A 14,979-nucleotide genomic window follows, 5' to 3' on the forward strand; every position below is an offset into this window, starting at 1 on the left:
GTTTGCGACGGTCAGAGCGCATCGAAGTCGATCGGTCCGTGCCGGTCCAGCCGTGCATCGGCGGGGGGCAGGGGGTATTTCAGCCCCGTGGCGCAGTTGAACAGCACGACCCGCTCGTCCTCGTCCACCTCGCCGTCGCGCAGCGCCTGCGTGTACGCCGCCAGCGTCGCGCCCCCCTCCGGACACAGCAGCAGCCCGTCGCGCCGGGCGCACTCGTCCACCGCGCGCAGGATCGCGGGATCGCCGACCGCCAGTGCCTTGCCGCCGCTTTCCCGCACCGCGCGCAGGATCAGGAAGTCGCCGACCGCGCGCGGCACGCGGATGCCCGCCGCAACGGTATGGGCATCCTCCCAGCGCTCGGCATGGTCCTCGCCGCCCTCGAACGCGCGCACGATCGGCGCGCAGCCCGACGCCTGCACCGCATACATGCGCGGGCGCTCCGGCCCGATCCAGCCCAATGCCTCCAGCTCGGCGAACGCCTTCCACATGCCGATCAGCCCGGTGCCGCCGCCGGTGGGGTAGAGGATCGCGTCGGGCACCTTCCAGCCCCACTGCGCCGCCAGTTCGAGGCCCATCGTCTTCTTGCCCTCGATCCGGTACGGTTCCTTCAGCGTCGAGAAATCGAACCAGCGCCCCTCCGCCGCACCCCTGGCGACGATCGCGCCGCAATCGTCGATCAGCCCGTTGACCCGCCACACCCGCGCGCCCTGTGCAGCGATCTCGCGCACGTTCACCTCGGGCGTGTCCTCGGGGCAGAACACGATCGTCTCGATCCCGACCCGGCCCGCATAGGCGGCGAGCGCGGCCCCGGCGTTGCCGTTGGTCGGCATCGCGATCCGCCGCACCCCCAGTTCCTTCGCCATCGCCACCGCCATCACCAGCCCGCGCGCCTTGAAGCTGCCGGTCGGCAGGCGGCCTTCGTCCTTGACCAGCACGTTCGGTCCGCCCGACTTCGGGATCGGGATCAGCGGTGTCTCGATCTCGCCCAGGCTGACGATATTGTCGGTCGACCGCACCGGCAGCAGCTCGCGCCAGCGCCACAGGTCGGTCTCCCGCCCCGCCAGCGCATCGCGCGACAAGGCCGCACCTACGCCGGCGAGATCATAGCGCACCAGCAGCGGCCGCCCGACGCGCGACAGATTGTGGAGCGTATCGGCCTCGTACCGCTCCCCGGTCATCGAACATTCGAGATGGGTGACGAAGGTGGGCCGCTCGGCGGTGAGATTTGTGTTCATTCCCGGGACGGTAGCGCAATCGTGCGCAAGGTCCATGGATATGGCGGACCGACATCGCTCGACCAACCGTCACTCCCGCGAAGGCGGGAGCCCATATACGCTGCCATGGCGACTCCATTCGGAACGTTGGCGCATATGGATTCCCGCCTTCGCGGGAATGACGGGATTGCCTACCGCCCCAGCGCCGCCACCGCCGCGCGCTCGCCCGGCGGGATCAGCCCCTCCAGCACCGCCCAGAAGCCGCTCACCGCATCCTGTCCCGCGCCCGAATAGGCGCGCGACAGCCTGGCGTTCAGCATCTCGTACAGCCGCGCCTCCAGCGCCCGCCCGTCCGCCGTCAGCCGCAGCAGCCGCTGCCGCGCGTCGCGCTCGCCCGCCCGGCTCTCGACGAAGCCGCGATCGGACAGGTCGTTCAGCACGCGGCCCAAGGACTGTTTGGTGATCGCCAGCAGCCGCAGCAGCTCGCTGACCGACAGGTCGGGCCGCCGCGCGATGAAATACAGCGCGCGGTGGTGCGCCCGGCCCAGCTTCTGCGCCGCCAGTTCCTCGTCGATCGTGCGGGTCAGGTGGCTGTAGCCGAAATACAGCAGCTCGATGCCGCGCCGCACCTCCGCCTCGCGCAGGAACAGCGCGGAGGCGGCCATCGGCTGGGCGGGGGGATTTGGGGCAGTCATGTTGACCTGTTGTGCCATCCGCATTACGCCCCCGCAAGCACCGATACAGAGGCCCATCATGTCCGAACCGACCTTCGCCTTCACCCCCCACGCCACCCCGGTCGAGGCGAGCGAGCGGGCGGCGCGGATCGTGAATCCGGGCTTCGGGCGGGTGTTCACCGATCACATGGCGACGATGCGCTGGTCGGAGGACAAGGGCTGGCACGATGCGCAGATCACCGCGCGCGCGCCGATCGTCATGGACCCGGCGGCGGCCGTGCTCCACTATGCGCAGGAGATTTTCGAGGGGCTGAAGGCCTATACCCTGCCCGACGGCGGCATCGCGCTGTTCCGCGCCGAACAGAATGCCGCCCGCTTCCGCCGCTCGGCCAAGCGGCTGGCGATGGCCGAGCTGCCCGAGGAGCTGTTCGTCGCCTCGTGCCGCGAACTGGTGCTGGCCGAGCGCGACTGGATTCCGGGCGGCGAGGGGAGCGCGCTGTACCTGCGCCCGTTCATGATCGCGTCCGAGACGTTCCTCGGCGTCAAGCCCTCCGCCGAATATCTCTACTGCGTCATCGCCTCGGCGGTGGGCAACTACTGGCCGGGCGGGGCCAAGAGCATCTCGCTGTGGGTGTCGAAGGAGTTTACCCGCGCCGCCCCCGGCGGCACCGGCGACGCCAAGTGCGGCGGCAACTATGCCGCCAGCCTGCTCGCCCAGTCGGAGGCGATCAAGCAGGGCTGCGACCAGGTCGTGTTCCTCGACGCCGCCGAGCGCCGTTGGGTCGAGGAACTGGGCGGCATGAACATCTTCTTCGTGTTCGACGACGGCACGATGCTGACGCCGCCGCTGACCGGCACGATCCTGCCCGGCGTCACCCGCGATTCGATCCTGACGCTGGCCCGCGACCAGGGGATCACCGTGCGCGAGGAACGCTATTCGATCGAGGAATGGCAGGCCGATGCGCAGAGCGGGCGGCTGGTCGAGGCGTTCGCCTGCGGCACCGCCGCCGTCGTCACCCCGATCGGCAAGGTGTCGTCGGCCGACTTTGCGTTCCAGATCGGCGACGGCCAGCCGGGCGAGCGGACGCAGGCGCTGCTCAAGCAGCTGACCGACATCCAGCGCGGGCGCAGCAACGATCCGCACGGCTGGATGCAGCGGATCGGCTGAACCGCGACCGTCGATCCTCAGTCGATCGGCCGTTTGTAGTAATGGAACGGCGGGTAGCTGGCGACATGGTGCCACCCCGCCGCCTCCAGCCGCGCGGAGTCGCTCCCGCTGCCGATGCGGCGGCAATATTCCCAATTCCGGTCGCTCTGGCGGAAGGTCAGCGTCAGGACGCCGACCGCGACGAGTTCATGCCCCTGGCGGCCTTCCTCCGCCAGCATCCGCATCTCGTTGAATGCGGTGGCCCCGCTGCGCACGATCGTCCCGCCGTCGGTATCCGGCACGTCGTTCGCCCCGGTCAGCGCGCGGAACCGCTGCTGCGCCGCCTGCTTGCTGATCCCCAGCGCCTCGCCGATCTCGCTCCAGCTCAGGTCGGCGCGGCGCGCGGCGTCGATCCAGCGGTGCAGCGTCAGCCGCGCCTCGTCGGCGACGACATGCGCGGCGACGATCGCGTCGGCATAGCCCGCCTTGTCGTCGCCCGTGAACGGCGGCTCGCGCTCGGCGGCCCAATCGAGCACGACCGCGGCGGTACGGCTGCGCAGATGCTGTTCTTCCCGGATATGCATGATCGCTCCGTCAATGAATCGTTGACATGGCGTCAATTATACATTGACGGTCGGTTGTCAACAGTTTCTTGACGGAACGTCACGCCGGATCGATCACCCGCCCGTCCGCGCCCGCCGTCAGATTGACCTGCGTCGGATAGGCGATCTCGATCCCCTCGGCGGCGAAGCGGCGCATGATGGCGATGCCCACCGCCGTCCGCCCGTCGTAGAAGCCCGCATAATCGGCACCGGGCGAATCGAAGATCAACTCGAAGTCGAGGCTCGACGCGCCGAAGCCGGTGAAGCCGCAGCGCACGAACACCCGGTCGTTCGCCTCCACCACCTCGCGCAGCATCGCCGGGATCCGCGCGCAGGTATCGGCGTCGGTCTGATAGGTCACGCCGATCGCGAACACCGCGCGGCGGTGGTTGCGCCGGCTATTGTTGATGATTTCCTTGTCGAGCAGGTTCTTGTTCGAGATGATCCGCTCCTCGCCGGTGATCGACCGGATGCGGGTCGATTTCAGCCCGATCTCCTGGATCGCGCCGTCGGTCTTGTCATAGCTGACGTTGTCGCCGCGCCGGAACGGCCGGTCGAAGATGATCGACAGTGCGGCGAACAGGTCGGCGAAGATGCCCTGCGCCGCGAGACCGATGGCGATGCCGCCGACACCCAGCCCCGCGACGAGGCCGGTGACGTTCACCCCAAGATTGTCGAGCACCACGATCAGCGCGATCGCGAACAGCGCGAAGGTGACGAGCAGCCGGATCAGCCCCATCGCCGACGCCAGTGCCTCGCCGTGGTAATTCTCGCTGGCGGTGCGCCGCTCGACCACGCCCAGGATCACCTCGCGCGCCCAGATCGCCGCCTGGAACACCGCCGCCACGGTGAACAGGAACTCGATCGTCGCGGTCACGCTGGCGGGGGTGCTGGCATAGCCGTCGACCAGCTTGGCGGCGAGCATCACCATGAAGAAGCCGTTGGTCCGCGCGATCGCCTTGCCCATGATCGCACCCCATCCGGCGCGGTCCTCGCGGCACAGCCGCATCCCCCAGCGCCGCAGCAGGTGGAGCACGACGACGATCAGCGCACCGATGCCGAACGCGACCAGCACCTGCAACCAGTGCTCGGCGATCCAGCGCGCGGTGTCCTGCAGCCACAGTTGCGCCTGCGCCGACGCGCGATCGGCGGAGAAGCCACGTTTGACGGCGGCGGCGGGGGAGGCGGTATTAGTGGTCATGGATGTCCCGTCAGGCGGCCTTGGCCGGAACCTGTGCTTCGAGCAGCGCGATGAGGCCGCGTTCATGGGCGCTGAGATGCGCGGTAGTGCGCGGCAGCTTCAGCCCGGCACGAAACGCCGCCTGCCCATCCTTCGCCAGATCGACCAGCAGCGGATGGACATAGGATTTGCGCGCGATCGCGGGGGTGTTGCCCAGCGCCTCGACCACCGGCGCCAGCATCGCCTTGAGGCTGATGTCCTCGTCGGCCTCCGCCAGCGCACGGAAGGCGAGGACGCTCGCCCCCCAGGTGCGGAAATGCTTGGCGGTGAAATCCTCGCCGGTAGCCTCGCGGATATAGGCATTCACGTCGCCGGAGGTCACGGGATGCGCCTCGCCCGCGTCGTCGATCCAGCGGAACAGGTTTTGCCCCGGCAGATCCTGGCACTTGCGCACGAAGCTGGCGAGCGAGCGGTCGGTAATCGTCAGCACCCGCATCTTGCCCGACTTGGCGCGATATTGCAGCTTGAGCCGCGTGCCCGAAAGCTGCGCATGGCGCTTGCGCAACGTGGTCGCGCCGAAGCTCTTGTTCGCCTTCGCATAGCCCTCGTTCCCGACGCGCAGCCGCCCCAGATCGAGCAGCCGCACCACCGCCGCCACCGCCCGGTCCCGGGTCAGCGATCGCGCGCGCAAATCCGCCGCCACCTTCCTGCGCAGTGCGGGCAGGGCATGGCCGAACGCGGCGCAGCGATCATATTTGGCGCTCTCCTGCGCCGCGCGGAAATCGGCGTGGTAGCGATATTGCTTGCGGCCCTTCTCGTCCCAGCCGATCGCCTGGATATGCCCGGCGGGATCGGGGCAATACCATGCGTCGCGATAGGCGGGGGGCAGGCCGATGGCGTTCAGCCGCGCTACCGTGTCCTTGTCGGTGATCCGGTTGCCGTCGGGATCGTAATAGCCCCAGCCGTCCTTCAGCCTGCGCCGGGTGATGCCGGGTGCCTCGCAATCGGAAAACACGCAGCCTGCCGGGCAGTCGATCGGGTCGTCGCAGGGGTTCATTCGGAATATCCGTAGGTTGCCGCGATCAATGTTCGGCTCGTCGCTTCGTTCCGGAACCCCCCGGCGGGCAACCGGTTGAGGAGCGGACCTGCCCCCCAAGGAGAGTTTCCATGGCCGACCTCGCCAACGCCCGCGTGCTGATCCTTGCCACCGACGGGTTCGAGGAATCCGAACTGTTCGATCCCCGTCAGGCGCTGCTGGACGCCGGTGCCGACGTCACCCTGGCCTCGATCGGCACCGATCCGATCCAGGGCGTGGTGAACGACAGCGAAAAGGCGCGGACGATCACCCCCGACCTGACGCTCGACGACGTGGATACCGAACAATATGACATGCTGCTGCTGCCCGGCGGCGTCGGCAATCCCGACAAGCTGCGGACGCAGGAGCGCGCGGTCGAGATCGTCAGCGAATTCATGGACGACGACAAGATCGTCGCCGCCATCTGCCACGCGCCGTGGCTGCTGGTGGAGGCCGATGTGGTCGACGGTCGCCGCGTGACGAGTTGGCCGTCGGTGCGCACCGACCTGGAAAATGCCGGGGCGGACGTGGTCGACGAGGAAGTCGTGATTGACGACAATCTCATCACCAGCCGCAAGCCCGACGACATCCCCGCCTTCTCGAAGGCGATTATCGCCGCGCTGGAAAGCGAACTCGCCGAGGCGTGATGGCGCGCAGGGCGGCGCCTCCCCACGCCGCCCTCGCTTGTTGCCACGGCCTGCGCCGGTTATGCTCGCAGGCCATGGACAGTTCGGACATCGCGCGATCGTTTCAGCCCTATCTGCTGCCGGGCGAACGCATCCGGTGGAGCGGACGCCCGAAACAGGGGCTGGTGTTCGGCCCGGGCGACACGTTGCTCGTGCCGTTCAGCCTGATGTGGGGCGGGTTCGCGATCTTCTGGAACGCGATGGTGTGGTTCGGTCCGTTCGCGGGGCAGCAGGAGCCGAACATCTTCTTCCGGCTATGGGGCCTGCCGTTCCTCGCGATCGGGCTGTACCTGATCGTCGGGCGCTTCTTCCATGATGCTTGGCTGCGCAAGGGACGGCGCTATGCCGTGACCGATCAGCGGGTGCTGTTCCTCCAGGGGGCGAAATTCACCGCGCTGGATATCGGGCGTCTCCCCCGGCTGGAGATGACCGAGCATCGCGACGGCACGGGTACGATCGACCTCGGCATCGATCGCGGCCTGTTCGCGCAGGCCAACGGGTTCGACTGGTGGCTGACCGCCGCGGGCAAGGCCGACCGGCTGTTCCGCATTCCCGATCCGCGCGGGGTCTATCGGTTGTTGCGCAGCCCGCCGCGCGGCTGAGCGCTGCCGAACGCGTTGACCCAAGCCTGCGCCGGTCGCTCGACGAAGCGATAGAGCAGCGCCGACAGCACGACCACCGCTGCGACATAGGCCGCGACCACGCCCCATGGCGCGGCACGCTCGTCGGCGACGAACAGCAGCTTGCAGGTGAACCATAGCGGATGATGGACGAGATAGGTCGCATAGCTGACCTCGCCCAGCCAGTGGAGCCAACGCCATTCGAGCGGGTTGCCGCGCCACCCCGCCGTCAGCGCTATCCCCAGCAGCAGCGCGGCGAACATCGCGGGCACGCCGATGCTTTCCCATAGGAAACCGCACAGCAGCGCCGCCAGCATCACCGCCGCCCCGCCGAACGCCAGACCGGTGATCCCCATGCTTCCGCGCCAGCGGAGCCACAGCGCCGCGATCATGCTCCCGCTTGCGAACTCGCACAGGCAGCGCAGCACCCCGAACCGCCCGACCTCGCCGCCGAGCCCCGTCTCCCCCGCCGCGGCCAGCACCAGCGCCAGCAGCGCCAGCACGCCGCCGGTCATCGCCAGCAGCAGGGCGCTCGGCCAGCGTCGCCAGTCCACTGCGATCGCCAGCAGCGGGAACAGCAGATAGGCCGCGAACTCCGCCGAGATCGACCAGGCCGGATCGTTCCACGCCAGCGTATGCGCCCGGCGCCAGCTCTGCACCAGCAACACATGCTCCTGCAGCGCGTGCCACGGAAAACGCACGGACGTGTCGCTCCCGCTCGCCTGGAGCAGCACCACGAGCACCACCAGCCCCGCGAGCACGAACAGGTGCAACGGCCATACCCGCGCCACCCGCTTGCGCAGGAAGGGCAGGATCGCGCACGTGCGCTCGCTCCGGAAGCGGCCGATCCACGCCAGCCAGATGACGAAGCCCGAAAGCAGAAAGAAGAAATCGACCGCGAGATAGCCCTTGGCGATTCCCCCCAGCACCGGTGCGGGCACCCCGGCGAGCGACTGGCGCAGGTGAAACGCAACCACGCACCACGCCGCGATCCCGCGCGCGCCGGTCAACGCCTTCAGTTCGCTCATGCCGCGCTGGGTTCGGCCCGCCGCCGCATCGGCTGCCAGCCATGTTCGGTGCGGGTGCGCGCCAGATAGGTGTCGAGCCCGATCTGCGCGCCGACCAGCATGAACACGAACGGCTGGAACGCGATCGCGATGAAGCTCGCGCCGAACAGATAGACGATGTGCGCGCTCTGCAACGCGCCCGCGAGCGGCGCGACCCATGTCTCGTCCTCGTCCGGTTTGGCATAGCGGCGGCGCAGCACCTCCATGCGGAAGATGCCGCCCAGGTTGATCGCCAGCCACAGGAACAGCCCCGGCCAGCCCTGTTCGCCCAGCATCTCGAAATAGGCGGAGTGGTATGCGCGCGCCTTGTCGACCTCGGGGACGTGCTGCACCGTCTGGTTGTTGCCCGAACCGATGACCGTCACCTTGTCATAGCGGATGCGGTTCTGGCGGAACGCATCGAACCCGCCGCCGAACGGGTTGGTCCCGACATAGTCGAGCGTCCATTGCCACACCGCGATCCGGGTCGATGCCGATGCGTCGGACTGGTAGGTGCCGATCGTCTCCATCCGCTGGGTAAAGGCGCTGGGCAGGAACGGCACCGCCAGCAACGCCGCCGCCGCCGCCGCCGCCAGATAGGTCGCGCGCCGCTTGACGTCACGCAGCATGAGCACGCCGAGAAGCACGATGCACAACAGGCCCGTGCGGGTCGAGGTGCCGACCGGGATCAGCAGGCACGAGAAGATCAGCGCATAGCCGAACGTCCGCACCCGCCAGTCGGGCGGAAAGATCGTGCCGAAGCGGGTGAACCACAGGATCAGCGGAATGATCGCGATCGCCACGGTGGAGATGGTCGACCCTTCGTACAGCCCGGCGTTGTTCGCGACCATCAGGTTCAGTTCGCCATAGCCGCCGCCCGATCCCAGCGTCTTGATCCCCCCGACGATGATGATCGACGCCGCCGACAGCACCATGAACAGCAGCAGCGCTTCGATGCGCAGCCTCGTGCGCAGCGTCAGCGGCAGGAAGACGGCGAAGGCCATCGCCTTCCACACCCATTCCCATTTGAACTGCGCCTCGACCGGGAAATCGGCACGATGCGTCGTCCACATGCAGTAGAACAGCAGCGCGAGGATCAGCAGCTGGCGCGGCGCGGCGCGGACATGGCGCTTGTCGTCGGCCATCGCCCAGGCCCCCACCGCCAGCGCGGCGGCGACCAGCGAGATCGGGATCGCGTTGAGCAGCAGATAGGTCAGCCGCTGCGGCGCGACGATGTCGATATAGACATAGGCGAGCACGAACACGAACGGCCGGCGAAACCCCATGCCGAAGATCGCCGCGAGAAAGGCGATGAACGCAAGGTCACGCACCCGGCGGGTCCTTCGGCTTGCGGCGCAGCATCCGGCGCGGACCCTCGTGGTCCAGATCGTCGCGCGACAACAGCCGCCATGCCGCGACCAGCAGCAGCAGATGGGTCAGGCCCAGCGAGAAATTGTCGATCATTGCCCGTGCCGCCTAGCCCGGATCGGCTTGCCACGACGTTAAGCGATGGACCGGGCCGGGCGCAACGCCGGTTCAGCGATCCTTGCTCAGGTCGTCGACCTCGCCCATGATCGTGTCGAGCACGGTCTGCCCGCCGTTGTCCGGCTGCGACGCGCGCGACGGCAGCTGCCCCTCGCTCATCAACGCCTCCAGCGCGACGCGCCCGCGCGCCACCCGGCTCTTGATCGTGCCGACCGCGACGTTGCAGATCTCGGCGGCCTCTTCATAGGCGAACCCGCCCGCACCGACGAGGATCAGCGCCTCACGCTGCGGCTGCGGCAGGTGGAGCAGCGCGCGCTGCATGTCGGCCAGTTCGACATGGCGATCCTGGCTGGCAGGCGCGGCGAGGATGCGGTCGGCGACCAGATCGTCCCACTCGCCCTTGAAGCGCGCACGGCGCATCTGCGAGAGATAGAGGTTGCGCAGGATGATGAAGGTCCATGCGCGCATGTTGGTGCCCGCCTGGAACCGTTGCCGTGCGGCCCACGCCTTCAGCAGCGTTTCCTGCACCAGATCGTCGGCCAGATCGCGGCTGCCCGACAACGAACGACCAAAGGCGCGCAGGTGCGGGATGACCTGCGCCAGCTGTTTCTTGAACTCCGGATCGGAGAGGGCGACATGCTCCTGCACCTCGGCTTCCGCGTTCTCGGTACTATCGGGATCGGTCATTCTTATCCGTTCGATACGCGGCAGGCATGCGGCCTGATGCGAACATAGGGTCGCCCGGCGCCGATTGCCAGCGGCGGGCGAAACGTCGGTCCGCTCAGGACAGCAGGATATACGCCATGACGACGATCACCGCCGTCAGCGACACCGCAAGGATGTAGCGCGTCACGCCGGGGGTGGAGCCGGCGCGTGCCTGCGTCTTGTTGACATGGATGCGGTCGTCGTCGTGTGCCATGTCTGCTCCAACCCCCGAGTTTCGTTTTGGGTCCGTATCGTTATGCGACGGCGGGTACCGTCGCCTCGTCGAAGAACAGCGCCTGGCTGATCGCGGCCTTGACCGTCGATCGCTGGAACGGCTTGGTGATGAGGAACGTCGGTTCGGGACGCTCGCCGGTCAGCAGCCGTTCGGGGAAGGCGGTGATGAAGATCACCGGCACGTTGAATTCCGACAGGATGTCCTTGACCGCATCGATGCCCGAGCTGTCGTCGGCCAGCTGGATGTCGGCGAGGACGAGGCCGGGGCGGTCCTGCATCGCCAGCGCGACCGCCTCGTCGCGGGTCACGGCGACGCCGGTCACTTCATGGCCGAGGTCGCGGACGATCTGCTCGAGGTCCATCGCGATCAGCGGCTCGTCCTCGATGATCATCACCCGCGCGCGGGTCTGCTGCTCGATCTCGCGCAGCGCCTCGGCGACCAGATCCTCGACTTCCTCGGGGCTGGCGTCGATCAGATAGGCGGTGTCCTCGTTGGTGAAGCCCTCCATCGCGGTCAGCAGCAGCGCCTGGCGCGACAGCGGCGCGATGCGGGCGAGGCGCGCCTGTGCGATGGCTTCGTTGTCCGACGTGGCGTCGCTGCCGCTGCCGAACGCCTCGGGCTGCGACGAGGTCCAGATCGCCTGGAAGGTGCGATAGAGGCCGAGCCGCGGATCGACGTCGCGCGGAAACTCCTCGGGCGCGGCGACGATCGCTTCCAGCGTGGCGCGGACATACTGGTCGCCCTCGCTCTGGCTGCCGGTAAGGGCACGGCCATAGCGCCGCAGGAAGGGGAGGTGCGGCGCAAGCTGCTGTCCGAGCGACATGGTCAGTTAGGTCTCCTTCGTACCCGCATCCGTCCCGTCGGGACGGCCATGGGCGTGCATCACGGTTCGATACGACGGGGGCGCTGGACGCTTCCCCCGAATCGCGTCGAACCATGGAACCAACGAGCGCGTCTTTTGTTTCCTGTCCGCTCGACCGGTGTGACGCACGTGCCGTCCGTCGCCGATCGGGCAGGGATTTCGTGCGGGCGATGGTCCGGTCACTCGGGGGAAGGCGTGCATTCGTGAAGGATGGTGAACAGGCGGCGAAGCAGCCCGGCGCGACGCCGGCGGCAGGCGCTCCGACCGACAAGGCCGACAAGAAGGATTCGTCCGTATTGGGTAATGCGTTGCGCGCCGTGTATCAGGATGCCGTCGGCGAGTCGGTTCCCGACGAAATGCTCGACCTGCTCAACAAGTTGAAATAGCCGTCGTCCGCGTGACGACTTCCCCATCCGTTCGCCGACGTCCCTCCAGTCCGGCAGTCGCGCTGCGGCGCATGGCCACCGGCGCCAAGCTGGTCCTGATCCTCAGCGCCGCGCTGCTGCCGCTGGCGCTGATCGCGCTGTTCGCGACGCTCCAGACCGCGCGCACCGCCGATCTCGACACCCGCGCCCGGCTGCGCGTGGCGGCGACCGAAGCGTCGCGGGCGATCGCGATCGAACTGGCGGGCGACATGACCGCGCTCCGCGTGGCGCTCAACGCGCTGGCGCTCGATCCCGCCAACACGCCGGGCTGCGCGCGGGCCGAGGGCGTGTTCGCCCAGCAGAGCGCCGGGGGCGCGCGTTTCGCGATCCATGACACCGGTGGGCGGCTGATCTGCGGCAGCGCCATTCCCGTGCCGAACCGGGGCACCCCCGATGCCAACGGCCTGCGCGCGCAACTGGTGCCGGGCGGGCTGGTGGTCGATCTGCAGGGACCGCGCGGTGCCTCGCGCGCGGCAGCCTTCTTTCCCCAGGCGATGCTGCGCGATCTGGCGCAGCCCAGCGGCTATGCCGCCGCCTTCGGTGCCGAGTTGCAGCAGGACGACGGCAGCGAACTGATGCTGGAGGAACTGCCCGCCGGATCGGGGTTCCAGCGGCTGGAGCGCGTCGAAATCCCGCTCGGCATCGACGGGCTGCATTTCGAGATGGCGATCCGCAAGGCGCCGATCACCTCGCCCGCGATCGTCGCGATGCTGCTGCCGCTGGTGATGTGGATCGCGGCGACCGGCATCGGCTGGTTCGTGGTCGACCGGATGCTCATCCGCCCCCTGCGCCGCTTCCGCGACGACATCGACCGCTATCGCCCCGGCGAGCCGCTCAAGGCGGTCGATCTCGGCGCGATTCCCGCGCAGGAGATCGCCGACCTCGGCGAAACCTTCGTCGCGCTGACCCATACGGTCGAACGGCACGAACAGTCGATGGCCGACGGGCTGGTGCGCCAGACCAAGCTGACCCGCGAGGTGCATCACCGGGTCAAGAACAACCTTCAGGTCATCGCCAGCCTCATCAACTTCCATGCCCGCAGCGCGCACGGCGCGGCGGCGTCCGATGCCTATGCGACGATCCAGCGCCGGGTGGACGCACTCGCGGTGGTGCATCGCCACCATTATGCCGAGATGGAGGAGAATCGCGGGCTGGAGCTGAAGGCGGTGATCGGCGAACTCGCGTCGAACATCCGCGCGACCGCGGCCGACGGCGCGGCGCGGTTGGGCATCACGCTGCACGTCGAACCGGTGCTGGTGACGCAGGACGTGGCGGTCGCGGTGTCGTTCCTGCTGACCGAGCTGATCGAACTGGCCGCCTCGGTCAATCCGCAGGCGCAGATCGGCATTTCGGTCCGCCCGATCGCCGACAGCGACACCGCGACGCTGCGCGCGGTATCCCCCGCGCTGGTCGAGAGCGACCAGCTCGATACGCTGGTCAAGCAGCGCTACGGCCGCATCATCCTCGGCCTCTCGCGCCAGCTGCGCGCGCCGCTGCACCATGATCCGCTGACCGGCGCCTATGAGATCGTGATCGCGGCCAAGGCAGGGTAGGGGGCGTCGTCCCGCGTCGCCCCGTTCTGTCCCGCTTTTCCACTGTTCGTGTCGAGCGCGGTCGAGACACGCTGCGCAGCCTGTGCCGCACGTCCCTCGACTGCGCTCGGGACGAACGGGGAGGATCGAACCCTACCGCAACCCCAGCAGCTTGTGCGTCTGGAGCGACAGCCGCCACCGGGGCCGCGCCATCGCCAGCGCGATCGCGGCGTCGCGGTTCGCCGCTTCCATCCCCGCGGCGTCCATCGGCTGCACCAGCAGATGCGCGAAATCCCAATGCTCCAGCGCGGCGGGATCGATCCCCGCCTGTGGCCACACCAGCTTCAGCTCGTCGCCGTGCCGCTGGACCACCTCGCTCCCCGCCTTGGGGCTGATGCAGACCCAGTCGATGCCGGGATGGGTGGCGATCGTGCCGTTGCTCTCGATCGCGATGGTGAAGCCCGCGCCATGCAGCGCATCGACCAGCGCATCGTCGATCTGGAGCATCGGCTCGCCGCCGGTCAGCACCACGAAGCGCCGGTCGAGCGGCCCGTCCCAATGCTCCGCCACCGCCGCCGCCAGCGCCGCGGCATCGGCGAAGCGCCCGCCGCCCGCACCGTCCACGCCGACGAAATCGGTGTCGCAGAAGCGGCAGACCGCCGTCGCGCGATCCGCCTCGCGCCCGCTCCACAGGTTGCACCCGGCGAAGCGCACGAACACCGCGCGCCGACCGGCATGCACGCCCTCACCCTGGAGGGTGAGGAACATTTCCTTGACCGCGTAGCTCATCGGCCGGTGTCGGGCGCTTCCGCATACTGGGTCGGGTCGGGCAGCCCGGCCTCGGCAAAGCCGCGCGCGCGCAACCGGCAGCTCTCGCAGCGTCCGCAATGCAGCGCGCCCGCCGGATCGTAGCACGACCAGCTCATCCCCGCATCGATGCCGAGGCGCGCCGCCTCGCGCGCGATGTCGGCCTTGGTCATGTGTTGCAGCGGGGCATGGATGCGGAACCGCTCACCCTCCACGCCCGCGCGGGTGGCCAGTTCGGCCAGATGCTCGAACCCGGCGATGAATTCGGGGCGGCAGTCGGGATAGCCCGAATAGTCGAGCGCATTGACCCCGATCCACAGGTCGCGCGCCCCCGCCGCCTCGGCCCAGCCGAGCGCGAGGCTGAGGAAGATGGTGTTGCGCGCGGGAACATAGGTGATCGGAATGGCGGCGGGATCGTCGCTGCCGTCCTTGGGCACCGCCAGCGCATCATCGGTCAGCGCCGACCCGCCGAACGCGGTCAGGTCGAGCGGCAGCACGACATGGCGCTCGGCCCCCAGCATGCGGGCGATGCGGCGCGCGGCGGCGAGTTCGACATGGTGCCGCTGGTTATAGTCGATCGACAGCGCGAGCAGCCGGTGCCCGGCCTCGCGCGCGAGGGCCGCCGACACCATCGAATCGAGCCCGCCGGATATCAATACGACGCTGAGAGGAGAATCGGTCATG

The 14,979-nt window shown here is 68.5% G+C and carries 18 protein-coding genes; 5 read left to right on the plus strand and 13 right to left on the minus strand.

Annotated elements, in window-relative coordinates; genetic code table 11:
• Positions 1 to 11 precede the first annotated feature (11 nt).
• Both ABLE43_RS12620 and ABLE43_RS12625 read right to left on the minus strand, forming a co-directional pair.
• Positions 12 to 1,235, minus strand: coding sequence for a threonine synthase (locus ABLE43_RS12620; protein WP_348978791.1), 1,224 nt, complete (start codon positions 1,233 to 1,235; stop codon positions 12 to 14).
• A 170-nt stretch (positions 1,236 to 1,405) separates the two neighbouring features.
• Positions 1,406 to 1,909: a MarR family winged helix-turn-helix transcriptional regulator gene (locus ABLE43_RS12625; protein WP_348978792.1), complete on the minus strand. Its 504-nt coding sequence runs from the start codon at positions 1,907 to 1,909 to the stop codon at positions 1,406 to 1,408.
• A 58-nt stretch (positions 1,910 to 1,967) separates the two neighbouring features.
• Between ABLE43_RS12625 and ABLE43_RS12630 the strand changes: the two genes are divergently transcribed.
• Positions 1,968 to 3,056, plus strand: coding sequence for a branched-chain amino acid aminotransferase (locus ABLE43_RS12630; protein ID WP_348978793.1), 1,089 nt, complete (start codon positions 1,968 to 1,970; stop codon positions 3,054 to 3,056).
• 17 nt (positions 3,057 to 3,073) lie between these two features.
• Here the strand turns inward: ABLE43_RS12630 and ABLE43_RS12635 are convergent, their stop codons facing one another.
• The 3 genes from ABLE43_RS12635 to ABLE43_RS12645 all read right to left on the minus strand — a co-directional run bounded on the left by ABLE43_RS12635 (position 3,074) and on the right by ABLE43_RS12645 (position 5,874).
• Positions 3,074 to 3,619 (minus strand): hypothetical protein, encoded by a 546-nt coding sequence (locus tag ABLE43_RS12635; protein WP_348978794.1) that lies wholly within the window; start codon positions 3,617 to 3,619, stop codon positions 3,074 to 3,076.
• A 79-nt stretch (positions 3,620 to 3,698) separates the two neighbouring features.
• Positions 3,699 to 4,838 carry a mechanosensitive ion channel family protein gene (locus tag ABLE43_RS12640; protein ID WP_348978795.1) on the minus strand — a complete coding sequence of 380 codons (1,140 nt, stop codon included), beginning with the start codon at positions 4,836 to 4,838 and terminating at the stop codon, positions 3,699 to 3,701.
• A 10-nt stretch (positions 4,839 to 4,848) separates the two neighbouring features.
• Complete coding sequence (locus ABLE43_RS12645; RefSeq protein WP_348978796.1) at positions 4,849 to 5,874, minus strand: DNA topoisomerase IB; 1,026 nt, start codon at positions 5,872 to 5,874, stop codon at positions 4,849 to 4,851.
• 110 nt (positions 5,875 to 5,984) lie between these two features.
• On the opposite strand from ABLE43_RS12645, the gene ABLE43_RS12650 reads away from it, so the two are divergent.
• Together ABLE43_RS12650 and ABLE43_RS12655 are read left to right on the plus strand one after the other, a co-directional pair.
• Positions 5,985 to 6,539 (plus strand): type 1 glutamine amidotransferase domain-containing protein, encoded by a 555-nt coding sequence (locus ABLE43_RS12650; protein ID WP_348978797.1) that lies wholly within the window; start codon positions 5,985 to 5,987, stop codon positions 6,537 to 6,539.
• A gap of 74 nt (positions 6,540 to 6,613) precedes the next feature.
• Complete coding sequence (locus ABLE43_RS12655; RefSeq protein WP_348978798.1) at positions 6,614 to 7,180, plus strand: hypothetical protein; 567 nt, start codon at positions 6,614 to 6,616, stop codon at positions 7,178 to 7,180.
• Here the strand turns inward: ABLE43_RS12655 and ABLE43_RS12660 are convergent.
• The 6 genes from ABLE43_RS12660 to ABLE43_RS12685 all read right to left on the minus strand — a co-directional run bounded on the left by ABLE43_RS12660 (position 7,147) and on the right by ABLE43_RS12685 (position 11,492).
• A complete protein-coding gene (locus ABLE43_RS12660; protein WP_348978799.1) occupies positions 7,147 to 8,226 on the minus strand; it encodes an acyltransferase family protein in 1,080 nt (359 codons plus the stop codon). The genes ABLE43_RS12655 and ABLE43_RS12660 overlap by 34 nt on opposite strands.
• Entirely contained in the window at positions 8,223 to 9,575 is a 1,353-nt protein-coding gene (locus tag ABLE43_RS12665) for a DUF5935 domain-containing protein (RefSeq protein ID WP_348978800.1), read from the minus strand. The genes ABLE43_RS12660 and ABLE43_RS12665 overlap by 4 nt, the downstream gene beginning before the upstream one ends.
• Entirely contained in the window at positions 9,568 to 9,708 is a 141-nt protein-coding gene (locus ABLE43_RS12670) for a hypothetical protein (protein ID WP_348978801.1), read from the minus strand. Before ABLE43_RS12670 ends, ABLE43_RS12665 begins: the two co-directional genes overlap by 8 nt.
• A 72-nt stretch (positions 9,709 to 9,780) precedes the next feature.
• Entirely contained in the window at positions 9,781 to 10,416 is a 636-nt protein-coding gene (locus ABLE43_RS12675) for a sigma-70 family RNA polymerase sigma factor (protein ID WP_348978802.1), read from the minus strand.
• A 94-nt stretch (positions 10,417 to 10,510) separates the two neighbouring features.
• Positions 10,511 to 10,648, minus strand: a complete 138-nt coding sequence (locus tag ABLE43_RS12680; protein WP_348978803.1) for a hypothetical protein — start codon at positions 10,646 to 10,648, stop codon at positions 10,511 to 10,513.
• Between the two features lie 40 nt (positions 10,649 to 10,688).
• A complete protein-coding gene (locus tag ABLE43_RS12685) occupies positions 10,689 to 11,492 on the minus strand; it encodes a response regulator (RefSeq protein WP_348978804.1) in 804 nt (267 codons plus the stop codon).
• A gap of 242 nt (positions 11,493 to 11,734) precedes the next feature.
• Here ABLE43_RS12685 and ABLE43_RS12690 point away from each other — a divergent pair, with 242 nt between their 5' ends.
• Both ABLE43_RS12690 and ABLE43_RS12695 read left to right on the plus strand, forming a co-directional pair.
• Entirely contained in the window at positions 11,735 to 11,917 is a 183-nt protein-coding gene (locus ABLE43_RS12690) for a NepR family anti-sigma factor (RefSeq protein ID WP_348978805.1), read from the plus strand.
• Positions 11,918 to 11,988: 71 nt separating this feature from the next.
• On the plus strand, positions 11,989 to 13,509 hold the full coding sequence (locus ABLE43_RS12695) for a sensor histidine kinase (RefSeq protein ID WP_348978806.1): 1,521 nt from the start codon (positions 11,989 to 11,991) through the stop codon (positions 13,507 to 13,509).
• 132 nt (positions 13,510 to 13,641) lie between these two features.
• On the opposite strand, the gene queE is transcribed toward ABLE43_RS12695, so the two are convergent.
• Together queE and queC are read right to left on the minus strand one after the other, a co-directional pair.
• Positions 13,642 to 14,277, minus strand: coding sequence for a 7-carboxy-7-deazaguanine synthase (queE, locus tag ABLE43_RS12700; protein ID WP_348978807.1), 636 nt, complete (start codon positions 14,275 to 14,277; stop codon positions 13,642 to 13,644).
• Positions 14,274 to 14,978 carry a 7-cyano-7-deazaguanine synthase QueC gene (gene queC / locus ABLE43_RS12705; RefSeq protein WP_348978808.1) on the minus strand — a complete coding sequence of 235 codons (705 nt, stop codon included), beginning with the start codon at positions 14,976 to 14,978 and terminating at the stop codon, positions 14,274 to 14,276. The genes queE and queC overlap by 4 nt, the downstream gene beginning before the upstream one ends.
• Position 14,979: the final 1 nt, after the last annotated feature.

The organism is Sphingomonas silueang (assembly GCF_040049155.1).
Classification (GTDB): domain Bacteria; phylum Pseudomonadota; class Alphaproteobacteria; order Sphingomonadales; family Sphingomonadaceae; genus Sphingomonas; species Sphingomonas silueang.

Coding starts and splice junctions, on each gene's coding strand:
- ABLE43_RS12620 (WP_348978791.1), bottom strand. CDS start 1,235: ATGAACACAAATCTCACCGCCGAGCGGCCCACCTTCGTCACCCATCTC.
- ABLE43_RS12625 (WP_348978792.1), bottom strand. CDS start 1,909: ATGACTGCCCCAAATCCCCCCGCCCAGCCGATGGCCGCCTCCGCGCTG.
- ABLE43_RS12630 (WP_348978793.1), top strand. CDS start 1,968: ATGTCCGAACCGACCTTCGCCTTCACCCCCCACGCCACCCCGGTCGAG.
- ABLE43_RS12635 (WP_348978794.1), bottom strand. CDS start 3,619: ATGCATATCCGGGAAGAACAGCATCTGCGCAGCCGTACCGCCGCGGTC.
- ABLE43_RS12640 (WP_348978795.1), bottom strand. CDS start 4,838: ATGACCACTAATACCGCCTCCCCCGCCGCCGCCGTCAAACGTGGCTTC.
- ABLE43_RS12645 (WP_348978796.1), bottom strand. CDS start 5,874: ATGAACCCCTGCGACGACCCGATCGACTGCCCGGCAGGCTGCGTGTTT.
- ABLE43_RS12650 (WP_348978797.1), top strand. CDS start 5,985: ATGGCCGACCTCGCCAACGCCCGCGTGCTGATCCTTGCCACCGACGGG.
- ABLE43_RS12655 (WP_348978798.1), top strand. CDS start 6,614: ATGGACAGTTCGGACATCGCGCGATCGTTTCAGCCCTATCTGCTGCCG.
- ABLE43_RS12660 (WP_348978799.1), bottom strand. CDS start 8,226: ATGAGCGAACTGAAGGCGTTGACCGGCGCGCGCGGGATCGCGGCGTGG.
- ABLE43_RS12670 (WP_348978801.1), bottom strand. CDS start 9,708: ATGATCGACAATTTCTCGCTGGGCCTGACCCATCTGCTGCTGCTGGTC.
- ABLE43_RS12675 (WP_348978802.1), bottom strand. CDS start 10,416: ATGACCGATCCCGATAGTACCGAGAACGCGGAAGCCGAGGTGCAGGAG.
- ABLE43_RS12680 (WP_348978803.1), bottom strand. CDS start 10,648: ATGGCACACGACGACGACCGCATCCATGTCAACAAGACGCAGGCACGC.
- ABLE43_RS12685 (WP_348978804.1), bottom strand. CDS start 11,492: ATGTCGCTCGGACAGCAGCTTGCGCCGCACCTCCCCTTCCTGCGGCGC.
- ABLE43_RS12695 (WP_348978806.1), top strand. CDS start 11,989: ATGGCCACCGGCGCCAAGCTGGTCCTGATCCTCAGCGCCGCGCTGCTG.
- queE (WP_348978807.1), bottom strand. CDS start 14,277: ATGAGCTACGCGGTCAAGGAAATGTTCCTCACCCTCCAGGGTGAGGGC.
- queC (WP_348978808.1), bottom strand. CDS start 14,978: ATGACCGATTCTCCTCTCAGCGTCGTATTGATATCCGGCGGGCTCGAT.